At 72.6% G+C, this 26,481-nt stretch carries 23 protein-coding genes and 1 pseudogene; 7 read left to right on the top strand and 17 right to left on the bottom strand.

What is annotated here, in order from left to right; translation table 11 throughout:
• Window positions 1–19: 19 nt before the first annotated feature.
• Window positions 20–1,648, top strand: a complete 1,629-nt coding sequence (locus ACFYNL_RS20240) for an RICIN domain-containing protein (protein WP_388805189.1) — start codon at window positions 20–22, stop codon at window positions 1,646–1,648.
• Here ACFYNL_RS20240 and ACFYNL_RS20235 read toward each other — a convergent pair.
• From ACFYNL_RS20235 to ACFYNL_RS20225, 3 genes are all read right to left on the bottom strand, one after another.
• Window positions 1,645–1,920 (bottom strand): hypothetical protein, encoded by a 276-nt coding sequence (locus ACFYNL_RS20235; RefSeq protein WP_388805186.1) that lies wholly within the window; start codon window positions 1,918–1,920, stop codon window positions 1,645–1,647. The two genes, ACFYNL_RS20240 and ACFYNL_RS20235, sit on opposite strands and share 4 nt — an antisense overlap.
• Window positions 1,921–1,957: 37 nt before the next feature.
• Window positions 1,958–3,127 carry a lactate 2-monooxygenase gene (locus tag ACFYNL_RS20230; RefSeq protein ID WP_388805183.1) on the bottom strand — a complete coding sequence of 390 codons (1,170 nt, stop codon included), beginning with the start codon at window positions 3,125–3,127 and terminating at the stop codon, window positions 1,958–1,960.
• Between the two features lie 76 nt (window positions 3,128–3,203).
• Window positions 3,204–3,755, bottom strand: coding sequence for a hypothetical protein (locus ACFYNL_RS20225; protein ID WP_388805180.1), 552 nt, complete (start codon window positions 3,753–3,755; stop codon window positions 3,204–3,206).
• A gap of 325 nt (window positions 3,756–4,080) precedes the next feature.
• Between ACFYNL_RS20225 and ACFYNL_RS20220 the strand changes: the two genes are divergently transcribed.
• The gene (locus tag ACFYNL_RS20220) at window positions 4,081–4,515 is read left to right on the top strand and encodes a protease inhibitor (protein ID WP_388805177.1); all 435 of its coding nucleotides are present in this window, start codon (window positions 4,081–4,083) and stop codon (window positions 4,513–4,515) included.
• Between the two features lie 244 nt (window positions 4,516–4,759).
• Window positions 4,760–5,881 (top strand): amidinotransferase, encoded by a 1,122-nt coding sequence (locus ACFYNL_RS20215; RefSeq protein ID WP_388805174.1) that lies wholly within the window; start codon window positions 4,760–4,762, stop codon window positions 5,879–5,881.
• 33 nt (window positions 5,882–5,914) lie between these two features.
• Here ACFYNL_RS20215 and ACFYNL_RS20210 read toward each other — a convergent pair whose 3' ends face one another.
• The 5 genes from ACFYNL_RS20210 to ACFYNL_RS20190 form a co-directional block, all read right to left on the bottom strand.
• The gene (locus ACFYNL_RS20210) at window positions 5,915–6,121 is read right to left on the bottom strand and encodes a CDGSH iron-sulfur domain-containing protein (protein ID WP_388805171.1); all 207 of its coding nucleotides are present in this window, start codon (window positions 6,119–6,121) and stop codon (window positions 5,915–5,917) included.
• Entirely contained in the window at window positions 6,102–6,776 is a 675-nt protein-coding gene (locus tag ACFYNL_RS20205) for a HemK2/MTQ2 family protein methyltransferase (RefSeq protein ID WP_388805169.1), read from the bottom strand. The genes ACFYNL_RS20210 and ACFYNL_RS20205 overlap by 20 nt, the downstream gene beginning before the upstream one ends.
• Complete coding sequence (locus tag ACFYNL_RS20200) at window positions 6,777–7,808, bottom strand: iron-containing redox enzyme family protein (protein ID WP_388805167.1); 1,032 nt, start codon at window positions 7,806–7,808, stop codon at window positions 6,777–6,779. It lies immediately after the preceding gene.
• Between the two features lie 231 nt (window positions 7,809–8,039).
• On the bottom strand, window positions 8,040–8,237 hold the full coding sequence (locus ACFYNL_RS20195; protein WP_388805164.1) for a hypothetical protein: 198 nt from the start codon (window positions 8,235–8,237) through the stop codon (window positions 8,040–8,042).
• A gap of 29 nt (window positions 8,238–8,266) precedes the next feature.
• A complete protein-coding gene (locus tag ACFYNL_RS20190) occupies window positions 8,267–9,286 on the bottom strand; it encodes a Ppx/GppA family phosphatase (protein WP_388805161.1) in 1,020 nt (339 codons plus the stop codon).
• Between the two features lie 102 nt (window positions 9,287–9,388).
• Here ACFYNL_RS20190 and ACFYNL_RS20185 point away from each other — a divergent pair, with 102 nt between their 5' ends.
• Together ACFYNL_RS20185 and ACFYNL_RS20180 are read left to right on the top strand one after the other, a co-directional pair.
• Window positions 9,389–9,778 carry an ArsR/SmtB family transcription factor gene (locus ACFYNL_RS20185; protein ID WP_388805158.1) on the top strand — a complete coding sequence of 130 codons (390 nt, stop codon included), beginning with the start codon at window positions 9,389–9,391 and terminating at the stop codon, window positions 9,776–9,778.
• Complete coding sequence (locus tag ACFYNL_RS20180; RefSeq protein WP_388805155.1) at window positions 9,775–10,305, top strand: SRPBCC family protein; 531 nt, start codon at window positions 9,775–9,777, stop codon at window positions 10,303–10,305. Before ACFYNL_RS20185 ends, ACFYNL_RS20180 begins: the two co-directional genes overlap by 4 nt.
• A 4-nt stretch (window positions 10,306–10,309) precedes the next feature.
• Here ACFYNL_RS20180 and ACFYNL_RS20175 read toward each other — a convergent pair whose 3' ends face one another.
• From ACFYNL_RS20175 to ACFYNL_RS20155, 5 genes are all read right to left on the bottom strand, one after another.
• Window positions 10,310–13,162 carry an NHLP bacteriocin export ABC transporter permease/ATPase subunit gene (locus tag ACFYNL_RS20175; RefSeq protein WP_388805152.1) on the bottom strand — a complete coding sequence of 951 codons (2,853 nt, stop codon included), beginning with the start codon at window positions 13,160–13,162 and terminating at the stop codon, window positions 10,310–10,312.
• A 1-nt stretch (window position 13,163) separates the two neighbouring features.
• Window positions 13,164–15,386, bottom strand: coding sequence for an NHLP family bacteriocin export ABC transporter peptidase/permease/ATPase subunit (locus ACFYNL_RS20170; protein WP_388805149.1), 2,223 nt, complete (start codon window positions 15,384–15,386; stop codon window positions 13,164–13,166).
• Window positions 15,383–16,189, bottom strand: coding sequence for an HlyD family efflux transporter periplasmic adaptor subunit (locus ACFYNL_RS20165; RefSeq protein ID WP_388805146.1), 807 nt, complete (start codon window positions 16,187–16,189; stop codon window positions 15,383–15,385). Before ACFYNL_RS20165 ends, ACFYNL_RS20170 begins: the two co-directional genes overlap by 4 nt.
• Before the next feature lie 139 nt (window positions 16,190–16,328).
• Window positions 16,329–16,544 carry a type A2 lantipeptide gene (locus ACFYNL_RS20160; RefSeq protein ID WP_194049189.1) on the bottom strand — a complete coding sequence of 72 codons (216 nt, stop codon included), beginning with the start codon at window positions 16,542–16,544 and terminating at the stop codon, window positions 16,329–16,331.
• Between the two features lie 477 nt (window positions 16,545–17,021).
• Window positions 17,022–17,435 carry a PaaI family thioesterase gene (locus tag ACFYNL_RS20155; protein WP_388805142.1) on the bottom strand — a complete coding sequence of 138 codons (414 nt, stop codon included), beginning with the start codon at window positions 17,433–17,435 and terminating at the stop codon, window positions 17,022–17,024.
• A gap of 186 nt (window positions 17,436–17,621) precedes the next feature.
• On the opposite strand from ACFYNL_RS20155, the gene ACFYNL_RS20150 reads away from it, so the two are divergent.
• On the top strand, window positions 17,622–18,950 hold the full coding sequence (locus tag ACFYNL_RS20150) for a S1 family peptidase (RefSeq protein ID WP_388805139.1): 1,329 nt from the start codon (window positions 17,622–17,624) through the stop codon (window positions 18,948–18,950).
• An 81-nt stretch (window positions 18,951–19,031) separates the two neighbouring features.
• Here ACFYNL_RS20150 and ACFYNL_RS20145 read toward each other — a convergent pair whose 3' ends face one another.
• A complete protein-coding gene (locus tag ACFYNL_RS20145) occupies window positions 19,032–21,182 on the bottom strand; it encodes a SpoIIE family protein phosphatase (RefSeq protein WP_388805136.1) in 2,151 nt (716 codons plus the stop codon).
• A gap of 367 nt (window positions 21,183–21,549) precedes the next feature.
• Between ACFYNL_RS20145 and ACFYNL_RS20140 the strand changes: the two genes are divergently transcribed.
• A complete protein-coding gene (locus tag ACFYNL_RS20140; RefSeq protein ID WP_388805133.1) occupies window positions 21,550–22,158 on the top strand; it encodes a LuxR C-terminal-related transcriptional regulator in 609 nt (202 codons plus the stop codon).
• 279 nt (window positions 22,159–22,437) lie between these two features.
• Here the strand turns inward: ACFYNL_RS20140 and ACFYNL_RS20135 are convergent.
• The 3 genes and pseudogenes from ACFYNL_RS20135 to ACFYNL_RS20125 all read right to left on the bottom strand — a co-directional run.
• Window positions 22,438–24,141: pseudogene (locus tag ACFYNL_RS20135) on the bottom strand (ATP-binding cassette domain-containing protein); the annotation flags it as partial.
• A gap of 380 nt (window positions 24,142–24,521) precedes the next feature.
• Window positions 24,522–26,213, bottom strand: a complete 1,692-nt coding sequence (locus ACFYNL_RS20130; protein WP_388805130.1) for an ABC transporter ATP-binding protein — start codon at window positions 26,211–26,213, stop codon at window positions 24,522–24,524.
• A gap of 93 nt (window positions 26,214–26,306) precedes the next feature.
• Window positions 26,307–26,423: a SapB/AmfS family lanthipeptide gene (locus ACFYNL_RS20125; RefSeq protein ID WP_019759682.1), complete on the bottom strand. Its 117-nt coding sequence runs from the start codon at window positions 26,421–26,423 to the stop codon at window positions 26,307–26,309.
• Window positions 26,424–26,481 lie beyond the last annotated feature (58 nt).

Below are 26,481 nucleotides of genomic sequence, written 5' to 3'. Positions count from 1 at the left end.
GCGGGAAGGAATCCGTTCAGTGCCCACCCCCCACCCCCCTCGCCCCCCTTACCCCCCGCCCGGAGGCGTTCCCGAGGAATCCGACGAAGGTCTCGCCGCCCGGCTGCGGGGCAGTCCGGACGGAGAGGCCGCTTCGGCCGTCGCGCTGCTGATGGCGCGGCACTGGCAGTCGGGCCACGCATACGCGGTGATCTGTCTCGCCGCCCCGGGCGAGGTCGCCGACATGGTCACGGCCGCCGCCTTTCACCAGGTCCTGGACCGCCTGGCGCTGGGCGAACCGGCCGCCGCGCTGCGCCCGCGGCTCCTTGTCGCGGTCCGCGACACGGTGCGGCGGTGGGCGGCCGAGGAGCGGACGGCGGCCGTGCTGCCGGACCTGGCGAAACCCGCGGGCGGACGCGGCATGCGTTCGGCGAACTTCATGACGCCCGACAATCGCAAGCTCGCCGATCGGTCGTTCCAGGCGCTTCCAGGACTGGCCCGCTGCCTGCTCTGGCATACCGAGGTGGAGGGCGAACCGCTGTCCATACCCGCCGGTCTGTCGGGTATGGACACCGTTACCGCAGCGGCCGCTCTCGAACAAGCGCGTGATAAATTCCGTGAAGGTTGTGTACATGCCCATCGGGAACTCGCACCGACGAAGGATTGCCGGTTCTACAACCGCCTCCTCGATGTCCCCATGCGCCGGGGCGGTGCCCTGCTCCCCGATGTCCAGCAGCATCTGGCGAACTGCCGTTACTGCCGTAACGCCGCCGAACAACTGAGCCATTTCGAGGGCGGGTTGGGTGTGCTCATCGCCGAGGCGGTGCTCGGCTGGGGCGCCCGCCGCTATCTGGACACCCGGCCGGGCCGTACCGGTGGCGACGGGCCCGGACCGCGCCGCTCCCGCTCCGCCCGGCACGGCGCAGGGCGACGCCGGCTGCTCGCGCGGATCCCCGCGCAGGTCCGCGGGGTGCCCGGCGGACCGCGCTCGCCCCGCACACTCCTCACGGGAGTGGGCCTCGCCTCCGCCGGGCTGATCGCGGTCATGCTCGCCGCGGGTCTGCTCTCCGACGACGACGGCGTCGATCCGGCCGCCTCCGCGACCGGCGGCGGCAGCGCGTCCCAGGTCCCGCCCGCGGTGTCCGCCTCCCCGCCGGGTACGGCACAACTGCCCACCGCACCGCTGCGGACCAGGCTGCGCAACGCCGACGCCGAGCTGTGCCTCGGTATCGAGGGCGAGCCGAAGGACGGCGCCGGCACCGAACTGGCCGCCTGCTCGGACGACGCCGGCCAGCAGTGGACCTACGAGAAGGACGGGCTGCTGCGCAGCGTGGCCGATCGCGACCTGTGCCTGGACTCGCACGCGGACGCGGGCGTGGTCATCCTCGGCACCTGCGCCGACGACGACTCACGGCGCGCCGACGACGTGCGCTACGACCTCACCGTGCGGGGCGAGCTGCTGCCGCGCTGGGACGAGCAACTCGCCCTCGCCTCCACCACCGTGGACACGGGCGCCGACATCGTCGTCAAGGTCCGCGACGGCTCCGACGGGCAGCGCTGGCTGACCGATCCGGTGACATCGGCGCATCCGGGTTCGCTGTCGAGCGCGCAGACCGGGGCGCCGGGGGCTCGGGCGGTGCGGGCGGGGGAGGAGCGGGAGCGGGCTTAGGGGGTGTTTCGGCAGCCCCGCGCAGCACCCGCTGCCGCCCGGTGCCGCGTCTCGTCGGTGGTCGGGGAGCGCGGGGGGACGGACGCGGCGGTGGGTGGCGGTTCGCCGAGCGGCTCGGGGCGGGCGGCGCCGGACTCGGCCGCCACCTCGGGTGGCGGCCGGTGGTGGCCGGTGTGGACGACGGCCGGGTCGGGCGCGGCCGTGCGGCGGTCGGCATGTGTCCGCTCGGGGAAGAGCGCGGCCAGGCCGGTGCCGTCGGTACGGCCGTTCACGAGCGGCGAGATGACGCGAGGACGTTCCGCGTGGCGGTCATGCGGGCTTCTCGTCCAGGTCGGCGGGGCCCGGGGTGGAGGGGCCCGCGTGGCCGGACAGGGCGAGGGTGAGGTCGAGTTCGGCGAGCAGGCAGCGGATGACATGCTCGACCCCCGCCTGCCCGTCGAGGCCGAGTCCGTAGACGTACGGCCGTCCCACGAGCACCGCCCGCGCGCCGAGGGCGAGTGCCTTGAAGATGTCGTCGCCGGTGCGGATACCGCTGTCGAACAGCACGGTCAGCCGGTCCCCGACCGCCGCCACGACCCGGGGCAGTGCGTCGGCCGCGCCGACGGAGCCGGCCACCTGGCGGCCGCCGTGGTTGGAGACGACGACCCCGTCCATCCCGGCTTCGGCTGCCTCGCGGGCGTCGTCCGGGTGCAGGACGCCCTTCAGCACGATCGGGCCGTCCCAGTTCTCCCGCAGGAACGCCAGGTCCGGCCAGGTCTTGGCAGGGTCCGAGAACATCCCCACGAAGTGCATGACGGCCGCGTTCGGATCCTCGTGCACCGGCTTGGCGAGGCCCGCCCGGAAGGCCGGGTCGGTGAAGTAGTTGGCGGTGCCGACGCCGTGCAGGAACGGCAGGTACGCCTGGTCGAGGTCGCGCGGCCGCCAGGCCAGCATCGGCGTGTCCAGCGTGACGACTAGCGCGGTGAACCCGGCCGCCTTCGCCCGGCCCAGGAAACTGCGGGCCACCTCCGGATCCTTCGGCCAGTACAGCTGGAACCAGCGCTCGGCGTCCCCCATCGCCTCGGCCACCTGTTCCATGGGGGTGCTGGACGCCGAACTCAGGACGAACGGCACACCCTGCGCGGCGGCGGCCCGGGCGGCCGCGCACTCCGCGTCCGGGTGCATGATCGACAGCACGCCGACGGGCGCCAGCGCCAGCGGCGCGGGCAGGGAGCGGCCGAGCACCTCCACGGACAGGTCCCGCTCGTGCACGTCCCGCAGCATGCGCGGCACTATGCGGCGGCGCCGCAGCGCCTCCCGGTTGGCGCGGGCCGTGCTGCCGTCGCCGGCGCTTCCCGCCACGTAGCCGACCGGGCCCGGGCCGAGGCGTCGCTCGGTCAGCTCCTCCAGCCGGGTCAGATCGGTGGGCAGCCGGGGCACGGCCCCGGTCATCCCGTTCAGGTAGATCTCGTACTGGAAGTCCGCCCAGTGCTCACCCATGCGCAGGCCCCGCCTCTCGTCACTGAGAACGCGCTGTACGCAGACCATACCGACCGGTTGGTGATGGGTGTGCCCTTCAGTCGCCGTCCGTGGGAGCCTCCTCGGGTTCGGTGTCCGGTCCCTGGGCGCGTACCCGGTGGACGTTCTCCAGGGACTCGCGCAGGTCGGTGAGCCAGTCGTCGGTGTGCCGCTGGACCAGCCGGACGCACCAGGCGAGGGCGTCGCTGCGGCTGCGGGCGACCCCGCCGGCGATCAGGGTGTCGAGGACCTGGCGTTCCGGCTGCCGCAGCCGGGTCATGACCGGGGCGGCGACATGGGTGAACAGGGCGCGCCCCCCGCCGCACTCCACGCCCCATGAGACCTTGCGGCCGAATCGGTGCTCCGCCTCGCGGGCCACCTCGATACGGGTCTGCCGGGTGCGCTCCCTGAACTCCTGGATACGGCCCTCCACGGCCGCCCCCCGTTCGGCGGCCGAGGCGCCCTCGGCCAGGCGGGGTTCGGGGATGCGGCCGATCACGGTGATCTCCTCGCGGTCGACCGTGACGTCGGTCAGTTCCTCGAAGAGGTCCTCGGGCAGGCGGCCGGCGAACCAGCCGCGCATCTTCTCTCGTTGGTCGCTGGTAATCATGTAATGACGATTACTCGTCCCGTCCATGAACACAAGGGGTGGAGGAGCGGTCCACGGAGGGTTCAACCGGAATGTTTCAGGCCTATTAATGAGCGTGCGTAAACCGGCCACTCAAGGGCTTGGAACGATCAAGAGCCGCCAACTTCCGGCATTGGAACGTTCGAAGTCCGTTACTTCACGCCACTGATTCAATACGCAAGGTTACTGAAACCCGTGCCGTCGATGTGAGTTTCGGCGGCGGACTCGGCAGACTCCCGCTCGTCGCTCCGGCACCGATCGCGCCGGAGCCGACACAACCCTCGAATCGAGCGGAAGGATGCACACAATGCGGAACACCGCGCGCTGGGCAGCGACCCTCGGCCTCACGGCCACCGCCGTCTGCGGACCCCTCACCGGATCCGCCCTCGCCACCCCCAACGCCGCCCCCGCCTCCCTCTACGCCCCCTCGGCCCTGGTGCTCACCGTGGCCCACGGGGAAGACGCCGCCATGACCACGCCGGTGCGCGCGGTCACTCTGAGCTGCGCCCCGACGCCGTCGGGCACCCATCCCGCCCCCGGCGCCGCCTGCGCCGAACTACGAGGGGTGGGTGGCGACTTCAATGCCCTGAAGAGCAGAGACGGCGTGCTGTGCACCAAGCAGTACGACCCAGTCGTGGTGACGGTCGACGGGGTCTGGCAGGGCCGGCGCGTCTCCTATGAGCGCACCTTCGCCAACGAGTGCGTGAAGGGCTCCTACGCGACGAGCCTCTTCGCGTTCTAAGGACCGGGATCGCCCGGTTCCCGTGCAGACGGCAGTGGTCCGCGGATGGGGAGTGCGGCCTGCCGAGGGAGCCGACGCGGTCTCGCACCGGGGGTCGGCCGGGCGGAGTGGGGCCGCCCGGCCGACACCTCGGATTACTCGACTCGTCGACCGACAGCTCACAAGCGACCGCACTGAGTGATCAGGTGGGGGGCGGGGTACACGGAACTGCTGGTTCGTTTCCGTGTCCGAAAGCGGGTGTGAGATGACGGCGACATCGGCCGCCACCGACATTGCTGTGGAATCCCTCGTCTCACCGGTCAACTCGCACAACGAGTGGGACCCGTTGGAGGAGATCCTCGTAGGGCGTCTCGACGGCGCGACGATCCCCTCCCGTCACCCGGTCGTGTCATGCAACGTCCCGTCCTGGACGGGGCGGATGATGGGCCTGGTCGGCGGCCTCAGGTACCCGCGGGTGCTGGTCGACAGGGCGCAGCACGAACTCGACGGGTTCATCGACCTCCTGCAGACGCTCGGGGTCACGGTCAGGCGCCCGGAGAAGGTCGAGCACAGGCGCCGCTTCGGCACCCCGCACTGGACCTCGCGCGGCTTTTGCAACACCTGTCCGCGCGACAGCATGCTGGTGATCGGCGACGAGATCATCGAGACGCCGATGGCCTGGCCCTGCCGGTACTTCGAGACCCACTCCTACCGGCCCGTCCTGAAGGACTACTTCCGGCGCGGCGCGCGCTGGACGGCGGCGCCCAAGCCGCAGCTCACCGACGAGCTGTTCGAGCGGGGATTCCGCGCACCCCGGCCCGGCGAGCCCCCGCGCCACATCCTCACCGAGTTCGAGCCCGTCTTCGACGCGGCGGACTTCGTGCGCGCGGGACGCGATCTGTTCGTGACCCGGAGCAACGTCACCAACCGGATGGGCATCGAGTGGCTGCGCCGTCACCTCGGACCCGGCTACCGCATCCATGAGATCGAGAGCCGCTGCCGTACGCCCATGCACATCGACACGACGTTCGTCCTGCTGGCGCCCGGCAAGGTCCTCATCAACCCCGAGTACATCGACGTCGACCGGCTGCCCGGGATCCTGCGCTCCTGGGACGTCCTGGTCGCCCCCGAGCCCGACCCGATCGACGACCGGCTGCTCGGCATCACCTCGATGTGCGGCAAGTGGCTCAGCATGAACGTCCTCATGGTCGACGAGAAGCGCGTCATCGCCGAACGTCACCACACCGGGATGCTGCGCCAGTTGGAGCGGTGGGGGTTCGAGCCGATCCCGTGCGACCTGCTGCACTACGCGCCGTTCGGCGGCTCGTTCCACTGCGCGACACTCGACATCCGCCGACGCGGCACCCTCCAGTCGTACTTCGACTGACCGGTCCGTCCCGTCGGCCCCGGAGCAGGGCTCTCAGCGGGCCCTGCCCCGGTCGCGATGGCTGGTGTCGCACCACGGGTAGCGGCGGCTGCGCCGGCAGGTGCACAGGGCGACCCGGAAGCGGTCGCAGGAGACGGTCGTGCCGTCCTCCAGCTCCACCTCGACCGGGCCCTCCACCAACAGGGGGCCCTGGCGCCGGACCTTGATCCGGCGCGGTTCCTCAGACCGGGAGTTCGGCACGGACGACCACCAGCTCCTCCCTCGGCTCCGGATCGACCAGCAGGCCGCGCCGACGCAGCCAGCCCTCCCGGGATCGCAGTACGGGACCGAACGGAACCGTCCTGCGCCGTGTCACGCAGGCCTTGAGCCCCTCACCGCGCAGGTGCGTCAGCGTCCGGTCGGGACAGCTGAACGCCGAGTGCACCACCAGCAGGACACCGCCGGGGCGCAACATGGCCGGGGCCTCCCGGCAGATCCGGTCCAGCACGAGCCGTCCGTCACGGCCCGCGTCCCACGCCCGTGCCGCCCCCTGCGGCGCGCGGCCCGTCTCGGGGGCGGGCACATACGGGGGATTGGCCAGGATGAGGTCGAACGACTGCCCGCGCACCGGTGCGAAGAGGTTGCCGTGCCGGATCCGCACCGGACTGCGGGCGAGCCAGGCGTTGAGCCGGGCCGTGCACACCGCCCGCCATGACACGTCCACCGCGGTCACCCGTGTACCGCGGCGTGCGGCCTCGATGGCCAGTGCGCCGGAACCGGTTCCCACGTCGAGGACGTCCGCCCCGCCGGGCAAGGGTTCGTCGAGCAGCGCACCGACCAGCAGGTCGGTGTCGTCCTGAGGGGCGTACACGCCCGGAGGCACCAGTGGTTTCACGCCGTCCGGGTACCCCGACATTCAGGAGATAAGGGAGATAGCAGAACTCTGGGACGTGCGCAGCGACGAACGGCCGGCGCGCCACGCGTCGAGCAACCGGTCACCGAAGCGGTCTTCCAGATACCCGGTGACGTCCATCCCGAAGGTGACGTCGGAGGCCAGGTGGGGTTCCTCGGCGAGCAGGCCCTCGATGACCTCGTGGCGTACGACCTGCTCGTGCACCGCGTCCGCCTCGACGTGCTCGTCGTAGAAGTGCTCGGCGGCCGGCCCGGCGCCCGCACGGCGCATCGCCTCGGCCAGCCGCCGGGAGCCGGGCGACGAGGTGATCTCCACCGCCGCGAAATGGCCGACCAGGGCTCCCCGCAGTTCCCGGTGCAGGCCGAGCAGCGACATGACGTTGACCGTGGCCAGGGCCTGTGCCGTCGCCGCGTCGACGTAGTGGCCGTACGTGGTGTCCAGGCCGAGGTCCGTCATCAGTTCGGCGAAGAGATGTGCGTGGACGCGGTCGGGCCGGCCGCCGCCGTACTCGTCGAACTCCACCGCCGCCATGCCGGCCTTTGCCCTGCCCCACAGCCGGGGCAGCACCCAGGCGTGCGGGTCCGCCTCCTTGAGGTGGTACAGGGAGCGCTGGGCGGCGTACTCGCGCAGCTGCCACAACTCGCCCTCGGCGCACAGGTAGTGGCTGACACCCGTGCCGTCGACGGGCTCCACCAGCAGGTCCGCCAGCGCGTCCTCGACGCTGTCGTGGCAGGGCACGTCCGTGCGCAGGGCGGTCAGGAAGCGATGCTCCAGCGCGGCGCGCACCCGCAGCAGGTCCGGATCCCACTCGTGGGACTCCGGCACGCCGGCGAATCCGCGGTAGTGGAGTTCGTAGCAGAGGTACAGCGCCAGCTGGAGGTCGTCGCCGTAGGCGGTCGCACCGGCGATGTCCTCGGGCCGGGGCGGCGGGTCCGTGCCCCGCAGATAGCCCTGGACGGCGGCGGAGACGGGGCCGCGCGCGGACGGCAGCCGGGGGCCTTCGCCGACGGGTGCACTACGGACGTGGTGTGTCATGGCCGCCGAGTACCCGTGGGCTGCCCGACCACCCGTCGATGAGGAGTCGGCGGTATCGGGTCTCCAGGCCGAGCGAAGCCGTGGGGGCGTGGACGGGCCGGGGCCGGGCGTGCACCTTCCGGCACATGGGCCCCGCCCCGGCGCGACTGCCCCGACGAAGGGCGGGGCGCGAAGCGGCCGCGTCGGACCGGGGCGGCCGGGGGCCGGTGGCCTTTGCGGCCCGTCGTCGGGTCAGTCGCCCTCCGACTCCTCCTGCGCGCGCGTGTTGGGGGTGATGGCCTCGCCGGCCTCACCCCTGCGGCGGCGCTGCTCGGCGGTGTCGTGAGTACGGTGCTCGGCGTCGGCGATCTCCGCCATGACCTCCTCGACCGCCGTCTCGGGGTGCTCGTCGGTGTGCCTCTCGCCGGTGTGCTCGTTGTTCTGGGACACGAAGGTCTCCTTCCGTGGTCGGTCGTACGTCAGCTGGTCGCGGGGGCGCCGGCGATCCGCAGGGGCACCGGCGGCTCGGGCGCGACGGCTTCCTCCTCGTCGAGGCGGCTGACCTCCGCCCACCAGGACGCGCCGTCCTCGATCTGCCGCAGCATGATCCCCTCGCGGATCGCCCAGGGGCAGATCGTCACCGACCCCAGTGCGGTCAGCTTCATCACCGTGTGCGCGACCACCGCGCCGGCCAGGCTCTGCGCGGCACGTGGCGCGGAGATACCGGGGAGCAGGGCGCGCTCGGCGGCCGACAGCGGGGTCAGGCGGTCGATCGCCTCGCTCAGGTCCGAGCGCGTCAACTTGCGTTCCACGAAGGGTCCGTGCCGCCCCGGCGCGGCTCCGCACAACCGGCCCAGCTGCTGGAACGTACGGGACGTGGCCGCGGCCGTGCGCGGCCCCTCCCAGCGGATCCGGGCCGCCACGTCCCGCAGCTGGTGGCGCACCTTGCGGCGCAACTCCCGGATGCGCCGCGGGTCCGGCGGGTCCTCGTCTGCGAAGAACTCATGGGTCAGTTTCTGGGCGCCGAGCGGCAGCGACGCGACGAAGTCGGGCAGCCGGCCCCGGCCGAAGGCGACCTCCAGCGAGCCGCCGCCGATGTCGAGCAGGGCGAGCGGCCCGGCCCGCCAGCCCATCCACCGCCGTGCCCCGAGGAAGGTGAGCTCGGCCTCCAGCTCACCCGGCAGCGTGCACAGGCTCACGCCGGTGCGGGCGTGAACGGTACGCAGCACCTCCCGGCGGTTCGGCGCGTTGCGTACGACCGCCGTCGCGAAGGCCAGGGGAGCTGTGGCGCCCCATCTGGTCGCGGTCCGACTCGCGGCGCGGACCGCGCCGACCAGCCGTTCGACGGCCTCCTCGGGAATGCTGTCCCCCGGCTTGACCTGTTCGGACAGCCGCAGCCGCCACTTCTCCGTATGGACCGGCAGTGGAACCCCGTCCTGCGCGTCGGCCACCACGAGCCGGACCGTGTTCGACCCCACATCCACCACGCTGATTCGCATGCGCGGCGTGTACCCGTTTCGAAGCCGGTGCAACGGGGGCGCACGGGAGCGGGGGCTGAGTATTCCTTGACAGGAATATAACCGCGTGGGCATATTGGTGCCATGTCCAATGCCTCGCTCTGGAGCGCCCTCGCCGACCCCCACCGGCGGGCCATCGTCGCGCTGCTCCTTCAGCGGCCGCGGCCCGTCGGGGAGATCGTGGAGGCATGCGGGCTGAGCCAGCCGAGCACGTCGAAGCACCTGAAGGTGTTGCGGGAGGCGGGACTGGTGCGGGTGCGGCAGGACGCCCAGCGCCGCGTCTACGCCCTCGACCCGGCCCCGATCGCCGCCCTCGACGCCTGGCTCGCGCCGTACCGCACGCTCTGGAACGACAGCCTGGACGCCCTGGGCCGCCGCCTCGACGAGACGTCGGACGCCACCTCGGACGACGCCGCCTCGGACCACACCTCGGACGACACCGAGGGGCCACCACGAAGGGCTGATCCACCATGACCGCGGACCTCACCGGCACCTACCTCACCCTGGACGACGGCCGCCCTGCCGTCCGCTTCAGCCGCACCTACGACCACCCCGTCGAACGCGTCTGGCGGTTCGTGACCGACGCCGGCGAACTCGCCCACTGGTTCCCCTCGCGCGCCGAGATCGAGCTGCGCCCCGGTGGCACCATCACCTTCAGCGGCGACCCGAACACCGCGGACGCCACCGGCCGGGTCATCGCCGTCGACGAGCCCCGGCACCTGTCCTTCGAGTGGGGCGGCGACGAACTGCACTTCGACCTGGAGCCCGTGGGCGAGGGGCGCACCCGCTTCACGCTCACCAACGTGCTCGTCGCCGAGAACACCGCCGCCCGCAACAGCGCGGGCTGGGAGGTGTGCCTCGCCGCCCTGGACGCACACGCGCGCGGGGAGCGCTTCGAAGGGCCGCACGCAGGGGCGGACGCTCCGTGGAAGGACCTCTACGACGGCTATGTGGCCGCGGGTGTGCCCTCCGGAGCCCCCGTGCCGGGCCTCGACGCCTGACCGGTCAGGCCATCTGGCGTCGTACCAGCTCGTGCAGGCGCCCGCCGGTGTCCGCGAGGAGCTGCGCGGGCGGTCCCTGCTGGGCGACCTTTCCGTCCTCCATCACGATCACGCGGTCGGCGTCCAGCACCGTCGACAGTCGGTGCGCGATGACGATGCGGGTGGCGTTGAGGGCCCTGGTCGACTCGATGACCGTGCGCTGGGTCTCGTTGTCGAGGGCGCTGGTGGCCTCGTCGAAGAACAGGATGCGCGGACGGCGGATCAGCGCCTGCGCGATCATCAGGCGCTGCCGCTGGCCGCCGGAGATCGCGCCGCTGCCCGAGACGATCGTGTGCAGCCCCATCGGCATCCGCCTGATGTCCTCGGCGAGCCCCGCCATCTCGGCCGCCGCCATCGCCTCCTCCGGCGTGTACGGCTCCGTACCGCAGATGACGTCCAGGATCGAGCCGGTGAACGGCTGCGCGTGCTGGAGCACGACCCCGCACTGCCGGCGCACGGCCGACTGGTCGAGCGCGGCGAGGTCCTGGCCGTCGTACAGCACACTGCCCGAGACCGGCTTGTCGAAGCCGATCAGCAGCCTGAGCAGCGTCGACTTGCCGCATCCGCTGGGGCCGACGATGGCCACGAACTCGCCCGGGCGCACCTCGAAGGACACGTCGTCGAGGACGAGAGGGCCGTCGTCGGAGTAGCGGAAGGACAGTCGGCGCGCCTCGATCGACCCGGTCAGCGGGCCCGGCCGGGTGCTGGCCGCGCGCACCTCGGGAGTGGCCTCCAGCACCGGCTTGATCTCCTCGAACAGCGGCAGCGCGGCCACTGTCGAGACGAACGCGCCGGTCAGCTGGGTGACGGAGGTCAGCAGCATCGTCACCGAGGTGTTGAAGGTGAGGAACGCGGCCGCCGACATCGACCCACGCGCGGGACCCGCCAGCAGCATGAACATCAGCAGGGTGCACACCGGCAGGTACACCGCGCCCAGCACCGTGGTGAGGTTCTTGATCCGTCCCACCCTCTGCTGGAGTTCGCGGCTGTGCGCGAACCGGTCCGCCCAGGCCGCGTAGGCGTAGTTCTCGGCCGCGGCGACGCGCAGCTTCGGCAGTCCGCGCAGCGTCTGGAACGCCTGGTTGTTGAGCTTGTTGTTCAGCACCACCAGCCGCCGCTGCCAGCGCACCTGCCACAGCCCCAGCCCCAGGAACACGCCCGCGATGACGACGAGCATGCCGATCGCCGCCAGCGCCATCGGCACGCTGTACCAGAACAGCAGCGCCAGGTTCATCGCGCCGACCGTCACCGACTGGGCGACGACCGGCCCGACTCCGGCCATCAGGCGGCGGATCGCGCTGATGCCCATGGCCTGGCTCGCCAGCTCGCCGGTCGAACGCTCGGTGAAGAACTTCGTCGGCAGCCGCAGCAGCCGGTCCCACAGGGCCGGTTGGAGCGTCGCCTCGATCCGGCCCTCCAGCCGCAGGATCGTCAGGTTCTGCAGCAGCATGAAGGCCGCCGCCACGACACTGCTGACCATCACGGCCAGACAGAACTGCACGATCAGAGAGGTCTGGGCCTTCGGCACGAACTCACCGAGCACCTTGCCGGTCGCGATGGGCACCAGCGCGCCGATCGCCACCGTCACCAGACCACTCAGCAGGAGGTTGGCGAGGTCACCGCCGCTGCCCCGCATGCTGAACCTCAGCAGCCGCAGCGGGCTCAGCGCGCGGTCCGGGAGCGGACGGTAGAACATCACCGCCCGCGGCTCGAACTCCTCCGCGTTGGCCTTCTCGATCGGCGTCTCCCGGCCGGTCGCCGGATGGACGGCGACATAGCCGCCGCGCCGCCACAGCAGCGCCACCGGCGCACCGGACAGCGCCCGATGCCCGACCAGCGGGCCGATGTTGTCCCGCCACCACCGACCGTCCAGGCGCACGGCCCGGGTGCGCACCCGCGAGGCGAGGGCGACCCGCTCCACCGGATCGAGCCGGTCGCTCTCGGTGCCGCTCTGCGCGGGCTCGGCCAGCGTGATCCCGGCCGCCTGCGCGACCAGCTTGCAGGCCGCGTAGCCGGCGTCCGCGTCGGCGGCCGTCGTACGTGTGCCGCGCCGCTTGCCGATGGACGCCAGCAGGGTCCGGTCGGCCTGGGCGCGTACCGCCTCACCGGCCTTGATGCCCTCCGCCGTCCGTGTCTCGTGGGTGCGCTCCAGCTGCTCGATCCAGCGGTCGAGGGTGGTCAGCAGGCGGTACTGCTGGTCCACCATCGACTGCCAGACCGCCGGGTCCATCAGCAGGTCGGCGGCGGCCTCCGCGCCGTACAGCGAGCCGTACTGCACACTGCCCGGCGGCACCTGCATCCAGAAGACGTCGTCGTCGTCCCCCGTGCTCGAATACGCTCGCACGGGGGCACCCCCATCCGCGGCGGTTCGCTCGGTGGCCATCGGCGCCTGGAAGAGGATGGAGAGGCTGCGGCCGACGCCGAGAGCGAGGGCGTACTCCAGAGGGCTCGTCTGCGGCGGGACGTAACTCGGGTTGCCGTACTCGTCGTAGGACCAGGTCTGGGTGTGCGCGGGCTGGTACAGCTCGCGCAGCCCGATGCGGTGGACGACGCAGTCCCTGAGCGGTCGCGCCACCAGCGTGTGCTGAGGCCCCGCGACCGGCCCGAGCAGCAGTGAGCCCGCCTCCAGGCGGCCCAGGTGGTGCCAGTGGCCCTGCTGCCCGGCGTCGACGGCGAACAGGTCCACCGCGCCGGACGCCACCAGCCACAGCACCTGCGGGCCTTCGAGGTCCAGCCGGCTGAACCCCGCGCAGTCGATGCGCGTGCCCATCTGGCCGAGCGTGTCGAGAACGAGGTCGCCCTCGTGGACGGACGTCATCTCACCGCTCCTTGACCAGTGCCGCGTACGCGCCGCCCCGCGCCACGAGTTCCTCGTGCCGCCCGCGCTCAACGATCGTGCCGTGCTGCAGTACGACGATCTCGTCGCTGTCGCGCACGGTGCTCAGCCGGTGCGCGATCACCACGCAGGCACAGCCGCGCTTGCGCAGGTTGTCCATCACGACCAGCTCGGTCTCGGCGTCCAGCGCGCTCGTCACCTCGTCCAGCACCAGGATGCTGGGGCGGCGCACCAGGGCCCGCGCGATCTCCAGGCGCTGGCGCTGCCCGCCGGAGAAGTTGCGGCCGTCCTGCTCGACCCTGCTGTGGATGCCGCCGGGGCGGCGCATGACGACGTCGTACAGCGCCGCGTCACGGAGCGCGTCGACCACCGCGTCGTCCGGGATCGACGGGTCCCACAACGCCACGTTGTCGCGGACGGTGCCCTCGAAGAGGAACACCTCCTGGTCCACGAAGGAGACGGAGGCGGCGAGCGCGCCGCGCGGGATGTCCTCGATGCGCCGGTCGTCGATGCGGATGACGCCCTCCCACGGCGCGTACAGACCCGAGATCAGCCGGGAGACCGTCGACTTGCCGCTGCCCGAGCCGCCGACCAGTGCCACCTGCCGTCCCGGGCCGACGGTCAGGTCGAAACCGGTGAGCAGGGGCTTGTCGAGCGGGCTGTAGCCGAACGTGATGTTCTGCAGCTCGACATGGCCCTGCAGCCGGCGCGTCGAGTCGCCCGCGCCGGGGCGGCCGTACAGCGGGTCCGCCTCGAAGTTCTCCACGTCCTTCAGGCGGGCCACGTCGGCTGCGAAGTCCTGGATGCGGCCCGCGACGCCGTTCAGCCGGGTGATGGGGGCGGTGAAGCGGGTGACCAGTGCCTGGAAGGCGACCAGCAGGCCCACGGATATACCGCCCTCGACCGCCCGCATGCCGCCGATCCAGAGGATGAGCGCGCTGTTCAGCGTGGCGAGCGTCGGCGCGACCACACCCAGCCAGGCGCTCGGGACGCCGAGGCGCTGCTGCTCCTCCAGGGTCGTGGCGTGCTGCCCGGCCCACTTGCGGAAGTAGCCGTCCTCGCCGCCGGTCGCCTTCATCGTCTCGATCAACTGCAGGCCCGTGTAGGCGGTGTTGGTGAGCCGGGCGTTGTCCGCGCGCAGCTTGGCGGTACGGGTGGCGCGCAGCCGGATGACCACCCGCATGGCGACGACGTTCAGCAGGGCGACGCCGATGCCGACGAAGGTGAGCTGGGGGTCGTAGGTGTAGAGGAGGATCGCGTACAGGACGACGACCACGGCGTCCACGCCCGCCGCCGCGAGGTCGCGGGCCAGCGTCTCGGCCACCGCGTCGTTCGACTGGAGGCGCTGCACCAGGTCGGCCGGGCTGCGCTGGGAGAAGAACGTCACCGGCAGCCGCAGCAGATGCCGCAGGAAGCGGGCGCTGGACAGGGTGGAGGAGATGATGCGGCCGCGCAGCAGGTTCGCCTGCTGCAGCCAGGTCAGCACCAGGGTGAGCGCGACACAGGACCCCATCGAGGCGAACAGCACGCCCAGCAGGGAGGTCTGGCCGCCGATGAGGAACATGTCGATATAGGTGCGGCTCAGCGCGGGCACCGCCGCACCGACCAGCACGAGGAGGAGGCTCGCCAGCACGGCGGCGGGCATCGTGCCCGCGGTGCCGCGCAGCCGGGCCGGCATCGCGCCCAGGATCCCGGGCCTGCGACCGCCCTTGCTGAAGCCCTCGCCGGGCTCCATCACCAGCACGACCCCGGTGAAGCTGCCGTCGAAGTCCTCCATGGGCACGAAGCGGCGGCCCTTGGCGGGGTCGTTGACGTACACGCCCCGGCGGCCGAAGCGACGCCCCATGCCGTCGTAGACGACGTAGTGGTTGAACTCCCAGAACAGCACGGCCGGCGTCTTCACCGCGGCGAGGGCGGCCGTGTCCATCTGCATGCCCTTGGCGGTCAGGCCGTAGCTGCGGGCCGCCTTCAGCAGGTTGCTGGCGCGCGAGCCGTCGCGGGAGACGCCGCACGCGATGCGCAGCTCCTCCAGCGGGACGTGACGGCCGTAGTGGCCCAGCACCATCGCGAGGGAGGCGGCCCCGCACTCCACGGCCTCCATCTGCAGGACGGTGGGTGTGCGCACCGTCTTCGTCCTGCCCTTGGGGACCGGGCGCTTGGGCGGGGCGGCGCGGCGCCTGCCGCGGGTCTCCTGTGCGGTGCTCACGGCAGCAGCCAATCGACGGGACGCTGGTCGGCCAGCCGGATCGAGGCGTCGGCCGTGGTCATGGAGGTGAGGGCGAACGGCGGCCCGTCCGCGGACGACCACTTGTAGCCGCTCTTCGTGCCCGACGCGCGGTCCAGCTTCACCAGTACGGCCACGGGCCTGCCCTCCTTGGTGAACTGCTCGCCCAGCTGGCTGTCACCGAGGAACGCGGCGATCTGCTGTGCCGACTGCGCGGAGCGGTCCACGGACTTCACACGGCCGCGCAGGACGCCGTACTCCTGGGTGGGCACGGAGGAGACGGTGAGGTCCACGGCGGCCTCGTCCGGGATGGAGGCCGCGTTCTGCGCGGGGACGTACACCGTGGCGTACAGCGGGTCCTCGGCGTGCGCGACCTTCTCGACGGCGGCGACGTTCGCGCCGGTGGAGATGATCTGCCCGATGGTGGCGGCGAGCGCGGTGACCCGGCCCGCGGCGACCGTGCGGACGACCGTCTCGCCCCTGGCGGTACGGACCTTCACGACGGGGGAGTTCGCGGGCAGCCGCCGGCCCTGCTCGGCGAGGACCGCGGTGACCTGGCCGGCGACCGGGCTCTGCAGAAGGTAACTGCCCTGGCCGTGGGTGAGGATCGCGGGCGCGCCGACGGTGGAGGCGACCGAGCCGGTCATGGCCCACACGGACGCCGCGGCCATCACGACCACCGTCACGCACAGGACCAGCCAGCCCTGGGGGCGGGCGAAGCGCACCGGGAGGTCGAGCTCCTCCGGCGACTGGAGTTTGGCGAGGGCCTGTTGGCGGAACTGCACGGAACTTCCCTCACCTGAGGATGAGTCGAGACCGGCGCGTGGCCGGTCGTGTCGCGGGGCGGTGCCGTTGGGTTCGTGGCACCCGAAGAGCCCCGGAGCCGGGGAAAGGCTCCGGGACTCAGCGGTTACGAAGGCGCGATCAGAGACCGGCGACCAGGTTCGTGACCGGAGCGGTCTGCAGGCCGGTGACACCCTCCACGGTGCCGACGACCGTGTCGACCAGGCCGGAGACCGGGGCGATGCCGTTGACCGCGTCGAGGGCACCGTTCACGGCGTTGACCTGCAGGCCGCCGGAGACGTTGTCGAGCTCGGCGTCGGAGATCTCGACGGTCTCAACCTGGGGGGTGGAGTTCATGATGGAACTTCCCTTCCTGATGGGTATTTCACAAGGGGGAGCGGCCCCCTCTGGGGACAGATGACGGCCGCGACCGCGGGCACCCGGCGCCCGTTTCCGAAAAGCCGTTCGCGGCCCCCGCGGTGCGATGGATCAAAGCACGCTGCGGGCGGGGGCTTCCAATCAACCCATGCCCTCACCTGGGTATTTGGGTCCACGAACGCCGTCATCCGTGCAGATGCGGTCACGTCGTGTCGGACACTTCTTCACATGCGTCACAGCATCGGCGCCGACGCGCTGTTGCGTCCGGGCGGGGAACTTCGGACCTCGCGGCGGCGAATTGGACACACCCCCCTCAAGGGGGTGACCGCCGGTAGCTCCCCTGTGCAGAACCCCGGCCCGCCGTGACTTCGTTGAGCATTGAATGTGCAGATTCCCTGAAGCCAGGATTCCGCTCGATGTTCACGACGGACCGTCACTGACCGATGGCGGATCGTGTCAGCCCAGAAGGGCGTACACCGTGCTCGCCCGCGCCGCGATCTCCCCCGACCCCTCGTCGGTCAGCGTGATGTCGGCGAACGCCATCCGGCGGCCCAGTTTGGTGACGACCGCTTCGATCAGGACATCCGAACCGGTCACCGCGCGCTGGAACGACGTCGACTGCTGCACCGTCGTCATCGGCCCGTACGCCCCGCGCGCCGCCGACACGGCGATCACGGTCGCGGTGTCGGCGGCGGCCATCAGCGCCTGCCCCGACAGCGCACCGCCCTCCCGGGCCAGCGCGTCCGACCAGGGCAGTCGCAGGATCGCGCGATGATCTCCGACGGCCTGTACGGACAGACCGAGGGCGAGCACCCAGGGGGCGAAGTTGGCGGAGAGGATCTTGTCGGCTTCGGCGGTGGTCATCGTCATATGGGGGATTGTTGCCGCCGCCGGGCCCTGGGGTGCGGTCCTTGGCCGATTCGGTGTGCCGAGTGAGGCGCGTGCAAAAGCAATTGAACGCCCCGTGCGACCCGTGCGTACCAACTGCCAACCAGGCGCCCCGAACAGCTGCCGAACAAGGCGGCACTGACCCCGTCCCCCAGGAGGTCGAGAAGTTTGAGTCACAAGCGAATTCCGAAGCGCAAGGCCGCGATAGCCGCGGGCAGCGTGGTGGCGCTCGGAGCGGCCGCGATCCTGCTGCCGAACGCCAACGCGTCGCAGGACGGCACGTCGGCCGACGCCGCCGCTCCCAAGACCCTGAAGGCGGCGGACGCCTCGGATCTGGCCTCGCAGCTCGCGGGCATGCTGGGCGACGCCTTCGCCGGGTCGTACTACGACGCCGAGAGCCGGCAGCTGGTCGTCAACGTCGTCCCCGGCGACAACAACAACGTCATCGTGCAGGCGAAGAAGGCGGGCGCCAAGGTCCGCGAGGTCGACAACAGCCTGGCCGAACTCGACGCCGGCGCGAAGACCCTGAAGTCCGAGGCGACCATCCCCGGCACCGCGTGGGCCGTCGACCCCAGAACGAACAAGATCCTCGTCACCGCCGACTCCACGGTCACCGGCGACAAGTGGGACCAGCTGGAGTCGACCGTCGAGGGCCTCGGCTCGGACATGGCGACCATCAAGAAGTCGGCCGGCACCTTCAAGACGTTCCTCTCCGGCGGCGACGCCATCTTCGCCGGCGGCTCCCGCTGCTCGGCCGGATTCAACGTCACCGCGGGCGACGGCTCTCCCGCTTTCCTGACCGCCGGTCACTGCACGCTCGGCGGCAACGAGTGGTCCGACACGCAGGGCGGCCAGCCGATCGCCACCGTCGACCAGTCGACCTTCCCCGGCGCCGGCGACTTCGCGCTCGTGAAGTACGACGACCCGGCGACCCAGGCGCCGAGCGAGGTCAACGTCGGCGACCAGACCGTCCCGATCAGCCAGGCCGCGGATGCCGAGGTGGGCCTCCAGGTCTTCCGGATGGGCAGCACCACGGGCCTGAACGACGGTCAGGTCACAGGCCTCGACGCCACCGTCAACTACCCGGAGGGCACGGTCACCGGGCTCATCCAGACCAACGTCTGCGCCGAGCCCGGCGACAGCGGCGGCTCCCTGTTCACCCAGGACGGGCTGGCGATCGGCCTGACGTCCGGCGGCAGCGGTGACTGCACGGTCGGCGGCGAGACCTTCTTCCAGCCGGTGACCACCGCCCTGGAGGCGGTCGGCGCGACCCTCGGCGGTGGTGGCGCCGCGGGCGGCGGCGCGGGCGCGGGTGACGACGCCGGTGCGGGCGAAGAGGCCGGCGCGGGCGAGGAAGCCGGTGCGGGCGAGGAAGCGGGCGCCGGTGAGGAGGCCGGTGCCGGTGAGCAGGCCGGTGAAGGAGTCGGCAACGGGAACGCCGACGGCACGGGCAACGGCCTCGGCGAGATCATCGGCAACGGCGTCGGCGTGAACTGACACACCGGCACCGCCGAGAGCACACACGCGGTCCGGCCCTCCGGCGGGAGGGTCGGACCGCTTCGTGCCCGGGCGGGACCCTCATTCCCGCGCCCGCAGCAACAGCAGCGCCACGTCGTCGATCCGTTCCCGCGTCGAGGCGCTGTGCCGGACGAGGAGGTCGGCCAACTCGTCCAGGGGACGTTCACCGGCCTCGCTGAGGACCTGGCCGAGGTCGGCGAGGGCGTCCTCGATGTCGAGGCCGGGGGACTCGATCAGGCCGTCGGTGTAGAGGACGAGCACACAGCCCGGCGGGAGATCGACCTCCGTCGTCGGATAGGTGGGTGAGCCGTCGATGCCCAGCAGCGGGCCGCCCGCGAGGTCCAGTACCCGTACCCGCCCGTCCGGCCGTCGCAGCAGCGGCGGCGGATGCCCGGCACGTGCCATCACCGCCTTCCCGTGCTCGGGGTCGAGGCGCAGGTACAGACAGCTGGCGAACAGATCCGCGCCGAGGTCGAGCATCAGTCGGTTGGTGCTGCGCATGACGTCCTCGGGCGCCTGTCCGACGGTGGTGTACGCCCGCACGGCGGTGCGGAGCTGGCCCATCAGACCGGCCGCGGTGACGTTGTGCCCCTGCACGTCCCCGATCACCGCCGCCGTCAGCCCTCGCTCGGTCGGCACCAGGTCGTAGAAGTCGCCGCCGATCTCCATGCCCTGCGTGGCGGGCAGATAGCGCGCGGCCGCGTCGACGCCGGGTAGCGGCGGCAACGAGTGCGGGAGCAGGGCGGCCTGCAGCCCGTGCGCCAGCTGGTGCTTGGCGTCGTAGAGCTGGGCGCGTTCCAGCGCCTGTGCGATGAGCCCGCCCAGGCTGGTCAGGACCGCCCGTTCGTCCGCCGGGAACGCGTGCGGCTCGGCGTAGGCCAGCACACAGGTGCCGACCGGCCGGCCGGAGGCGATCAGCGGCAGATACGCCCAGGCCGCGAAACCGTCGGGGGTCGCGTGCCGCGCCGGATACAGCCGCTCCAGCTCCTGCCGGGAGTCGAAGAACGCGGGCACGCCCGTGGTGAGGGCATGGGTGCCCGGGGTCTGCTCGGTCAGCGGCATGCCGTCGAACTGCTCCACGACCTGCGGATCCTGATAGCCGCGGTGCCCGAGCACATGCAGTCGGCCGGACCGTGAACCCAGCACGACCAGGGCCTGGCTGCCGACGGCCGGCACGATCTCGTCCGCGACCAGCTGCACCACGTCCTGGACGCCGGCGGCCTCGGTGAGTGCCCCGGCCAGGCTCAGCACCTGGGAGATGGTCACCAGCCGGGCCGGCGCGTCACCGGGCGGAGGCCCGCCGCGGGCCATCTCGGCCACCGCGCGGGCCCTGCTGATCCGGACGCTCAGCCCGGTCGTGCTCGGATACATACGGAAGGACAGCCAGTCGCCGGGCGGGCGAAGCGCCACGAACGACGTCGTCTGCTGGCTCATCAGCGCCGCCCGGTAGCGGTCCTCGTACACGGGGTCGTTGAGCCAGGGCACCGCTGCCCACAGCTGGTTGCCGAGCAGCCGGTTGGCCGGGACGCCGATCAGCTCGGCCGCCGCCGCGTTGGCGAAGCTGACCCGGCCGTGCAGATCCAGCGAGCACAACCCGTACGGCAGCCGCGACACCATCCGTGCCGCCTCCACCGTGCCGAGGGTGCCGGCCGCGCCGCTGAACGCCGGTCCGGCGATCAGATCGGGCTCGGGCAGCGGCGGACGGCTGTCCTCCCTGGCCCGCTCCAGCCGCACCGCGAGCCGTCGGCAGGCAGCCTCCAGATGGTCCTGGTCCCGCTCCGACAGCTCCGGGGGGTGCGAGCCGGGCCACGTCACGAAGATCGCACCGTAGGCGGTGGTCTCGGTGGCCACGGGCAGCGCGGCCAGGGCGAACGAATAGGGCAGGACGACGGCGATACGCGGATAGCGGGCGGCCATGTCGTCCTCGCCCCGCACCCAGACGAGCCGTCGCTCCCGCACCGCCTCGGCGACGGGGATCGGCGCGCTCAGCCCGACCCGCTCCCATGGCGCCGAGAACGCCCGGGGCAGGCCCGCGACCACCGCCATCTCCAGTACCGGCTCATCGGCGGCCAGCAGATACACGGCACCGGAGTGCGCGTGCACCTCGTCCATCATCGACGCCAGCGCCAGTGACAGCAGCGGCCGGCCGACCCGCGTGCGCGCGGCCGTCTGCGCCTGGGCGGCCGTCTGTCCCTCGGACACGCCGACCACCTCCTCGTCCCTGGGCGCGTCCCGTGGACCCGCGCCGCCGGCAACGCGCCGGAACCGGGCCCCAGGGCTCAAATCTCCCCCTTCACGGCCCTTCGCGCACGGCGAGCGCACAAGGGCCTCACAGGCGGCGGGATCATGCACGGCGCACGCGTACCCGCGGCCGGGGCGGGGAGTGCGGCGCATACCCCTTCGGGCCCGGACCATGCCCCCGAACCTGAAGCGCGGGGCCGCGTACGGGCGCCATGCGTGCGCCCCCGCGCACCCTGATGGCCGGATCTTCGCGCCCGCAGATGGTGCGGGACGCGAACAATAGGGCACGCGTTTCTCACCACGGAACCGGTGCAGGGCGAGCCGAAGGGGCGGGGTAGTGATCCGGGTGCTTTTGGTGCATGACGCGTGTCTGGTCAGATCGGTGCTGGCGGACTGGTTACGCAGACAACCGGGCCTTGAGGTGCACGACGCCTCGTGGCGCAGCGCGCCGGTCCGTCTGCGGGCCGTGCGGCCGACGGTCTGCGCGGCGGATCTGGACTGCTCGGACGCGTACGGCATCCCGCCGCTCGGCGACCTCTGCGCACGCGAGGCGGGCCGCCCGGCGGCACGGCTGCTGGTGCTCGCCGGCTCCCACAGACCGGGTCTGCTGAAGCGGGCAGCCGAGGCGGGGGCGCTCGGATACGTGGACAAGGAGGGCTCGCCCGAGAACCTGGTCCGCGGGATCCGGCGGGTGGCTGAAGGGAAACGTTTTGTCGATGACTCGCTGGGCTTCGGGTTCCTCAAGGCCGCCGAGATGCCCCTGACCCGGCGGGAACTGAGCGTGTTATCCCTCGCCGCCGAGGGAGCCTCGGTGGCGGAGATCGCGGGAAGCCTGCATCTGTCCCACGGGACCGTGCGCAACTACATGGCCGCCATCACCCGCAAGACCGGGGCCCGCAACCGCATCGACGCGATCCGGATCTCGCAGGGCGAGGGCTGGCTGTGACGGCACGTGCGTCCAGCCGCCCACGAGCTCGCGGTACGCGGCCGAGCGGCTCAGCAGCTCCTCATGGGTGCCGTACGCCGTTCGGGGCCCGTCCATGACCAGCACCCGGTCGGCGCGCCGCGCCGAGCTGATGCGGTGCGCGACCACGACCAGGGTGCCGCCCGGCCGATCCGCGAACGCCCGTTCCGCACGCTCCTCGGCCCGCGCGTCCAGATGGCAGGTCGCCTCGTCGAGCAGGGCGAGCGGCGCGGGCGAGAGATAGGCACGGGTCAGGGCGACGAGCTGCCGCTCCCCGGCGGAGAGCGCAGCCGGATCCACCGTCGCCCCGGGCCCGCCGAGCGACCGCAGCAGCGGCAGCAGGCCGACGGCCTCCGCCGCGGCCAGCAGCTCCGCCTCGGGCACGGGGTCCGGCCGAAGATGCCCCAGGTTCTCGGCGAGCGTGCCGGTGAACACGTACGCCTCCTGCGGGATGAGCACCCGCAGCGCGGCGGCCCGCGACCCCGGCACCGGATGCCCACCGAGCCGGATCTCTCCCCGGCCCGGCTCCAGCAGCCCCGCGACCAGCGCGGTGAGCGTGGACTTCCCGATACCGCTCGCACCCACGACGGCCAGGTGGGCGCCCGTCGGCAGGGCGAGGTCCAGGTCGTCGATGACGGGGGCGGCGGTGGGGCCGTAGGCGAAGCTGACGGACGTCAGGGAGAGCAGGGGAGGGCCTGCGGGACGGGCGCGCTCGTCGGCGGGGGGCGGGGAGGCGGCCGGTTCGTCGACCGGGGTGAGCGGGCAGGCGGCCGGTTCGTCGACCGGGGTGAGCGGGCAGGCGGCCGGTTCGTCGACCGGGGTGCGGGAAGGCGCGGGTTCGCGGTCCGGGCGGGGCAGGCGGGCCGAGGTCTCGTCGGAGGGGCGGGCGTGGGACTCCGACCCGTGGGCGACCCCGGGCCCCGTGGAACGCTCGGGTGGGGTCCGCCCGGTCCTTGAGACGGGTTCGCGGGCCGGTCCTTCGGCCCCACGGAGTACTTCGTGGGCGCGTCGGCCATGCTCGGCGGGGTGTTGGTGGGGTGGCCGTTGGGCTGCCGGGGGAGTTGTGTCGGTGAGGCGTCCGGCCCCGGCGGCCGCGGGTTCGCCGGCCGGCCGACCGTTCCCGGCGGGGGCACCGTGGACGGCGCGCCCATCTCCGGCTTCAGACCCGCCGCTGGGGTGTCCCGGTCGCGGGTCGGGGCCGTCGGTGGGGTGTCCCGGTCGCGGGTCGGGGCCGTCGGTGGGGTGTCCCGGTCCTGCGTCGGGGCTGCCGCTGATGTTCCCCGGTCCTGCGTCGGGGTTGTCGGTGGGGCGCCCCGGCCCCGCGTCGGACCCGCCGCTGATGTTCCCCGCCCCCGCGTCGGGGCCGTGGGCGGAGTGCCCCGCTCCCGCGTCAGGGCTGTCGGTGAGGTGCCCCGCCCCGGTCTCGGGCTCACGGGTCAGCCTCCGTAGGACCACGACCAGCCGTGAGCCGCTCGTGCCGAGACCGTGGACCAGGTTGTGCAGGGCCGGGAGCAGGGACTGGGTGACGTAGGCGAGGGCGCCTACCAGGGCGCCGGCGGTGACTCCGTGGGCGAGGAGCCAGGGCGCGCAGAGCAGGAGCAGCACGATCGGGAACTGACCGCCCAGGGCGAGGGAGGCCACCCGCAGGACACCCCAGCGGGCCAGGGAGCAGGCGGCCCGCAGCTCGGCGTCGATCCGGCGCCGGGTGACGGCGGCGACCCGCTCCTGCGCGCCGGCCGCCGTGATGTCCCGCAGTCCGGGGCAGACGGTGGCCAGCCCGTCGGCCAGCGCCTCGTCGGCGACGAGGAACGCCTCCTGACGCCGGGCGAGCGGCCGCAACGTCGCCGCGAACAGGCCCAGGCCCGCGGCCAGCGGCGGCCCGACGACCAGCAGGAGCAGCGGGTCGAGCGACACCAGCCCCACCAGGGCGCCGGCCGAGGTGAACACGAACGAACGCGACACCATCACCAGCCCGGCGAAGGTGTCCCGGGCGATCTCGACCTGCTGGGTCAGCCCGGACAGCGCCCCGGCGTCCGCCTCCCGCACCCCGCGCACGACGACCCGCGCGACCAGCCGGTCCCGCAGCGGTTCGGCCAACGCGGCGACCGCACCGTAGACCCGCGCCGTGCCGTACGCCCCGAGGAGCACACCGAGTCCGGCCACCCCGAGCCAGACGAGTCCGGTCGTGGGCCGCCCGGCCAGGAAACCCTCGTCCAGGGCCCGGGCGAGCGCGTACCCCGTGAGGAAGGTCTGCCCGGTCTCCAGCACGGACCAGCCCGTCAGCCGCACCAGGACCCGCCACCGTTCGAGCAGGAAGCGCCGGCCGCGCCGGTACACGCCCTCGGTCATGACGGCTCCCCGTCCGCGAACACCGCCCGGTACTCGGGGATGCGCCACAGCCGTTCGTGCGGCCCCACCGCCCGCACCCTGCCGCCCTCCAGCCAGGCCACCGCGTCCGCGCGTGCGGCGGTCGCAGCGCGGTGGGCGATCAGGAGCCGGGTACCACCGTGCGGACCGGGGGTCGCCAGGGCCTCGTTGATGCGGGCCTCGGTCACCGTGTCGAGGCTGGAGAGCGCGTCGTCGAGGATCAGCAGCCGCCCGCCGTGCGCGAACGCCCGCGCGAGACCGAGGCGTTGGGACTCCCCGCCGGAGCGCGGGGCATCGGCCACGGCGGTGGCGTACCCGTGGGGGAGGCGGCGTACGAAGTCGTCCGCGTGGGCGGCACGGGCCGCCTCCCGGACCCGTTCGGGGGCGGGGGACGGCAGGGCGAGGCCGATCTCCTCCTCGATCGTGCCGCCCAGCAGCGCGGGGCGTTCGAAGGCGTATCCGACGGCGCGGCGCAGCGCGCCGTGGGTGAGGTCGCGCAGCGGCACCCCGTCGAGCAGCACCTCGCCCGCGTCCGGCTCGGCCAGACGTCCGGCGATCGCGGCGAGCAGGGACTTGCCCGAGCCGGACGGGCCCACGACGGCCACTGTCGTCCCGCCGGGCACCACGAGGTCGACCCCGTCGAGCACGGCACGGTCCCCGCGTACGGCCCGCACACCCCGCAGCTCCAGCCGGCCGGGCCCGGAGGGCAGGTCACGCTCGCCGTAGTCGGGCGGCGGCTCCGTGAGCACCTCGTCCAGGCGCCCCGTCGCGGCGCGGGCCCGGGCCAGACCGGCGAGCTGTCCGACCAGGACGCCGACCCCGGTGGCGAGGACCGCGTACCGGGAGGCCGCGAGCACCTCGCCGACCGTCAGCCGCTGCCGGGCGAGCAGGACACCGGCCACGGCGACGACCGCGAGCTGGAGCAGCGGGGCCACGGCGACCGACCGGCCCGCGGCCAGCCCCTGCACCCGCCACATGCGGTGCCCGGCCCGGGACAGCTCCGGCAGGGGCCGCAGGATCCGTGCCGTCTCCCGCTCGGCCGTACCCGCCGCCTCGATGGTGCGGTGCCCGCGGACGGCTTCGGCGAGGGCCCGCGCGATCCGGCCCTGCGCCTGCTGGTAACGCGTCGCGCACTCCCTGGTGTCACGGGCGAACGCGCGCAGCAGCAGCGCCAGTACGGGCGCCCCGGCCAGCAGCACGGCCGCGAGCCACGGGTCGATCAGCGCGAGGGCCACCATGCCGCCGACGGGACCGGCCAGCGCGGCGAGCAGCGCGGCGCGGGCGGTCGGTGCCGTGCCGGCCTGGGCGGCGTTGCCCACGAGGCGGGCGACGAGGTCGCCGGGCCCGAAGCGGGTGGCGGCACGCGGGCCGACGGCCAGCACATGCCCGGTCAGACGCCGGCGCAGCCAGGCGGTGGTACGGGCGTCGACGGTACCGGTCAGCACCGTCTCGATCGCGTCCAGCAGGGCGAGCAGCAGGACGATCGCGGCGCAGTACAGCACCCAGCGGGTCGCCGGGGCCCGCGCCAGCAGCAGATCAAGGGTGTGGCCCAGCGCGGCGGGCAGCAGCAGACCCGCACCGGTCGCGGCCGTGCTCACCAGGCACAGGGCCAGGATGCGGGCGGGGGCCGGACCGAGCGGCCCGGTGAGTGACCTGACGGCTTGTGTCATACGGCGGCGGCCTCACCCTCGACGCGTGCGGGCCCCGGGCGGCCGCTCCCACGTGGGAAGCGGACCGCCCGGAGCCATGGGCACCGGTGCTCGTCAGAGACAGAGCGTGAGGCTCGCCGCGCTGACGCAGGACAGCAGGCTGAGCGTGCTGGCGCCGCCGCCTCCGGTGTGCTCGTCGGACTCCATCGCCTGCAGGTCGAGAAGTGCCATGGCGTTACTTCCTTCCTTATCGGTGTCGTCCATCCGTGGGGACGGGGTTGTGTCACGG

This window comes from Streptomyces sp. NPDC007808, from assembly GCF_042868655.1.
In the GTDB taxonomy this organism is placed as follows: Bacteria; Actinomycetota; Actinomycetes; order Streptomycetales; family Streptomycetaceae; genus Streptomyces.
The sequence above is the reverse complement of the archived record's forward strand: the minus strand, read 5'-3'. Positions and strand labels throughout refer to the sequence as shown.

Coding starts and splice junctions, on each gene's coding strand:
- ACFYNL_RS20230 (WP_388805183.1), bottom strand. CDS start 3,127: ATGGGTGAGCACTGGGCGGACTTCCAGTACGAGATCTACCTGAACGGG.
- ACFYNL_RS20225 (WP_388805180.1), bottom strand. CDS start 3,755: ATGATTACCAGCGACCAACGAGAGAAGATGCGCGGCTGGTTCGCCGGC.
- ACFYNL_RS20220 (WP_388805177.1), top strand. CDS start 4,081: ATGCGGAACACCGCGCGCTGGGCAGCGACCCTCGGCCTCACGGCCACC.
- ACFYNL_RS20215 (WP_388805174.1), top strand. CDS start 4,760: ATGACGGCGACATCGGCCGCCACCGACATTGCTGTGGAATCCCTCGTC.
- ACFYNL_RS20205 (WP_388805169.1), bottom strand. CDS start 6,776: ATGTCGGGGTACCCGGACGGCGTGAAACCACTGGTGCCTCCGGGCGTG.
- ACFYNL_RS20200 (WP_388805167.1), bottom strand. CDS start 7,808: ATGACACACCACGTCCGTAGTGCACCCGTCGGCGAAGGCCCCCGGCTG.
- ACFYNL_RS20190 (WP_388805161.1), bottom strand. CDS start 9,286: ATGCGAATCAGCGTGGTGGATGTGGGGTCGAACACGGTCCGGCTCGTG.
- ACFYNL_RS20185 (WP_388805158.1), top strand. CDS start 9,389: ATGTCCAATGCCTCGCTCTGGAGCGCCCTCGCCGACCCCCACCGGCGG.
- ACFYNL_RS20180 (WP_388805155.1), top strand. CDS start 9,775: ATGACCGCGGACCTCACCGGCACCTACCTCACCCTGGACGACGGCCGC.
- ACFYNL_RS20175 (WP_388805152.1), bottom strand. CDS start 13,162: ATGACGTCCGTCCACGAGGGCGACCTCGTTCTCGACACGCTCGGCCAG.
- ACFYNL_RS20160 (WP_194049189.1), bottom strand. CDS start 16,544: ATGAACTCCACCCCCCAGGTTGAGACCGTCGAGATCTCCGACGCCGAG.
- ACFYNL_RS20155 (WP_388805142.1), bottom strand. CDS start 17,435: ATGACGATGACCACCGCCGAAGCCGACAAGATCCTCTCCGCCAACTTC.
- ACFYNL_RS20130 (WP_388805130.1), bottom strand. CDS start 26,213: ATGACACAAGCCGTCAGGTCACTCACCGGGCCGCTCGGTCCGGCCCCC.
- ACFYNL_RS20125 (WP_019759682.1), bottom strand. CDS start 26,423: ATGGCACTTCTCGACCTGCAGGCGATGGAGTCCGACGAGCACACCGGA.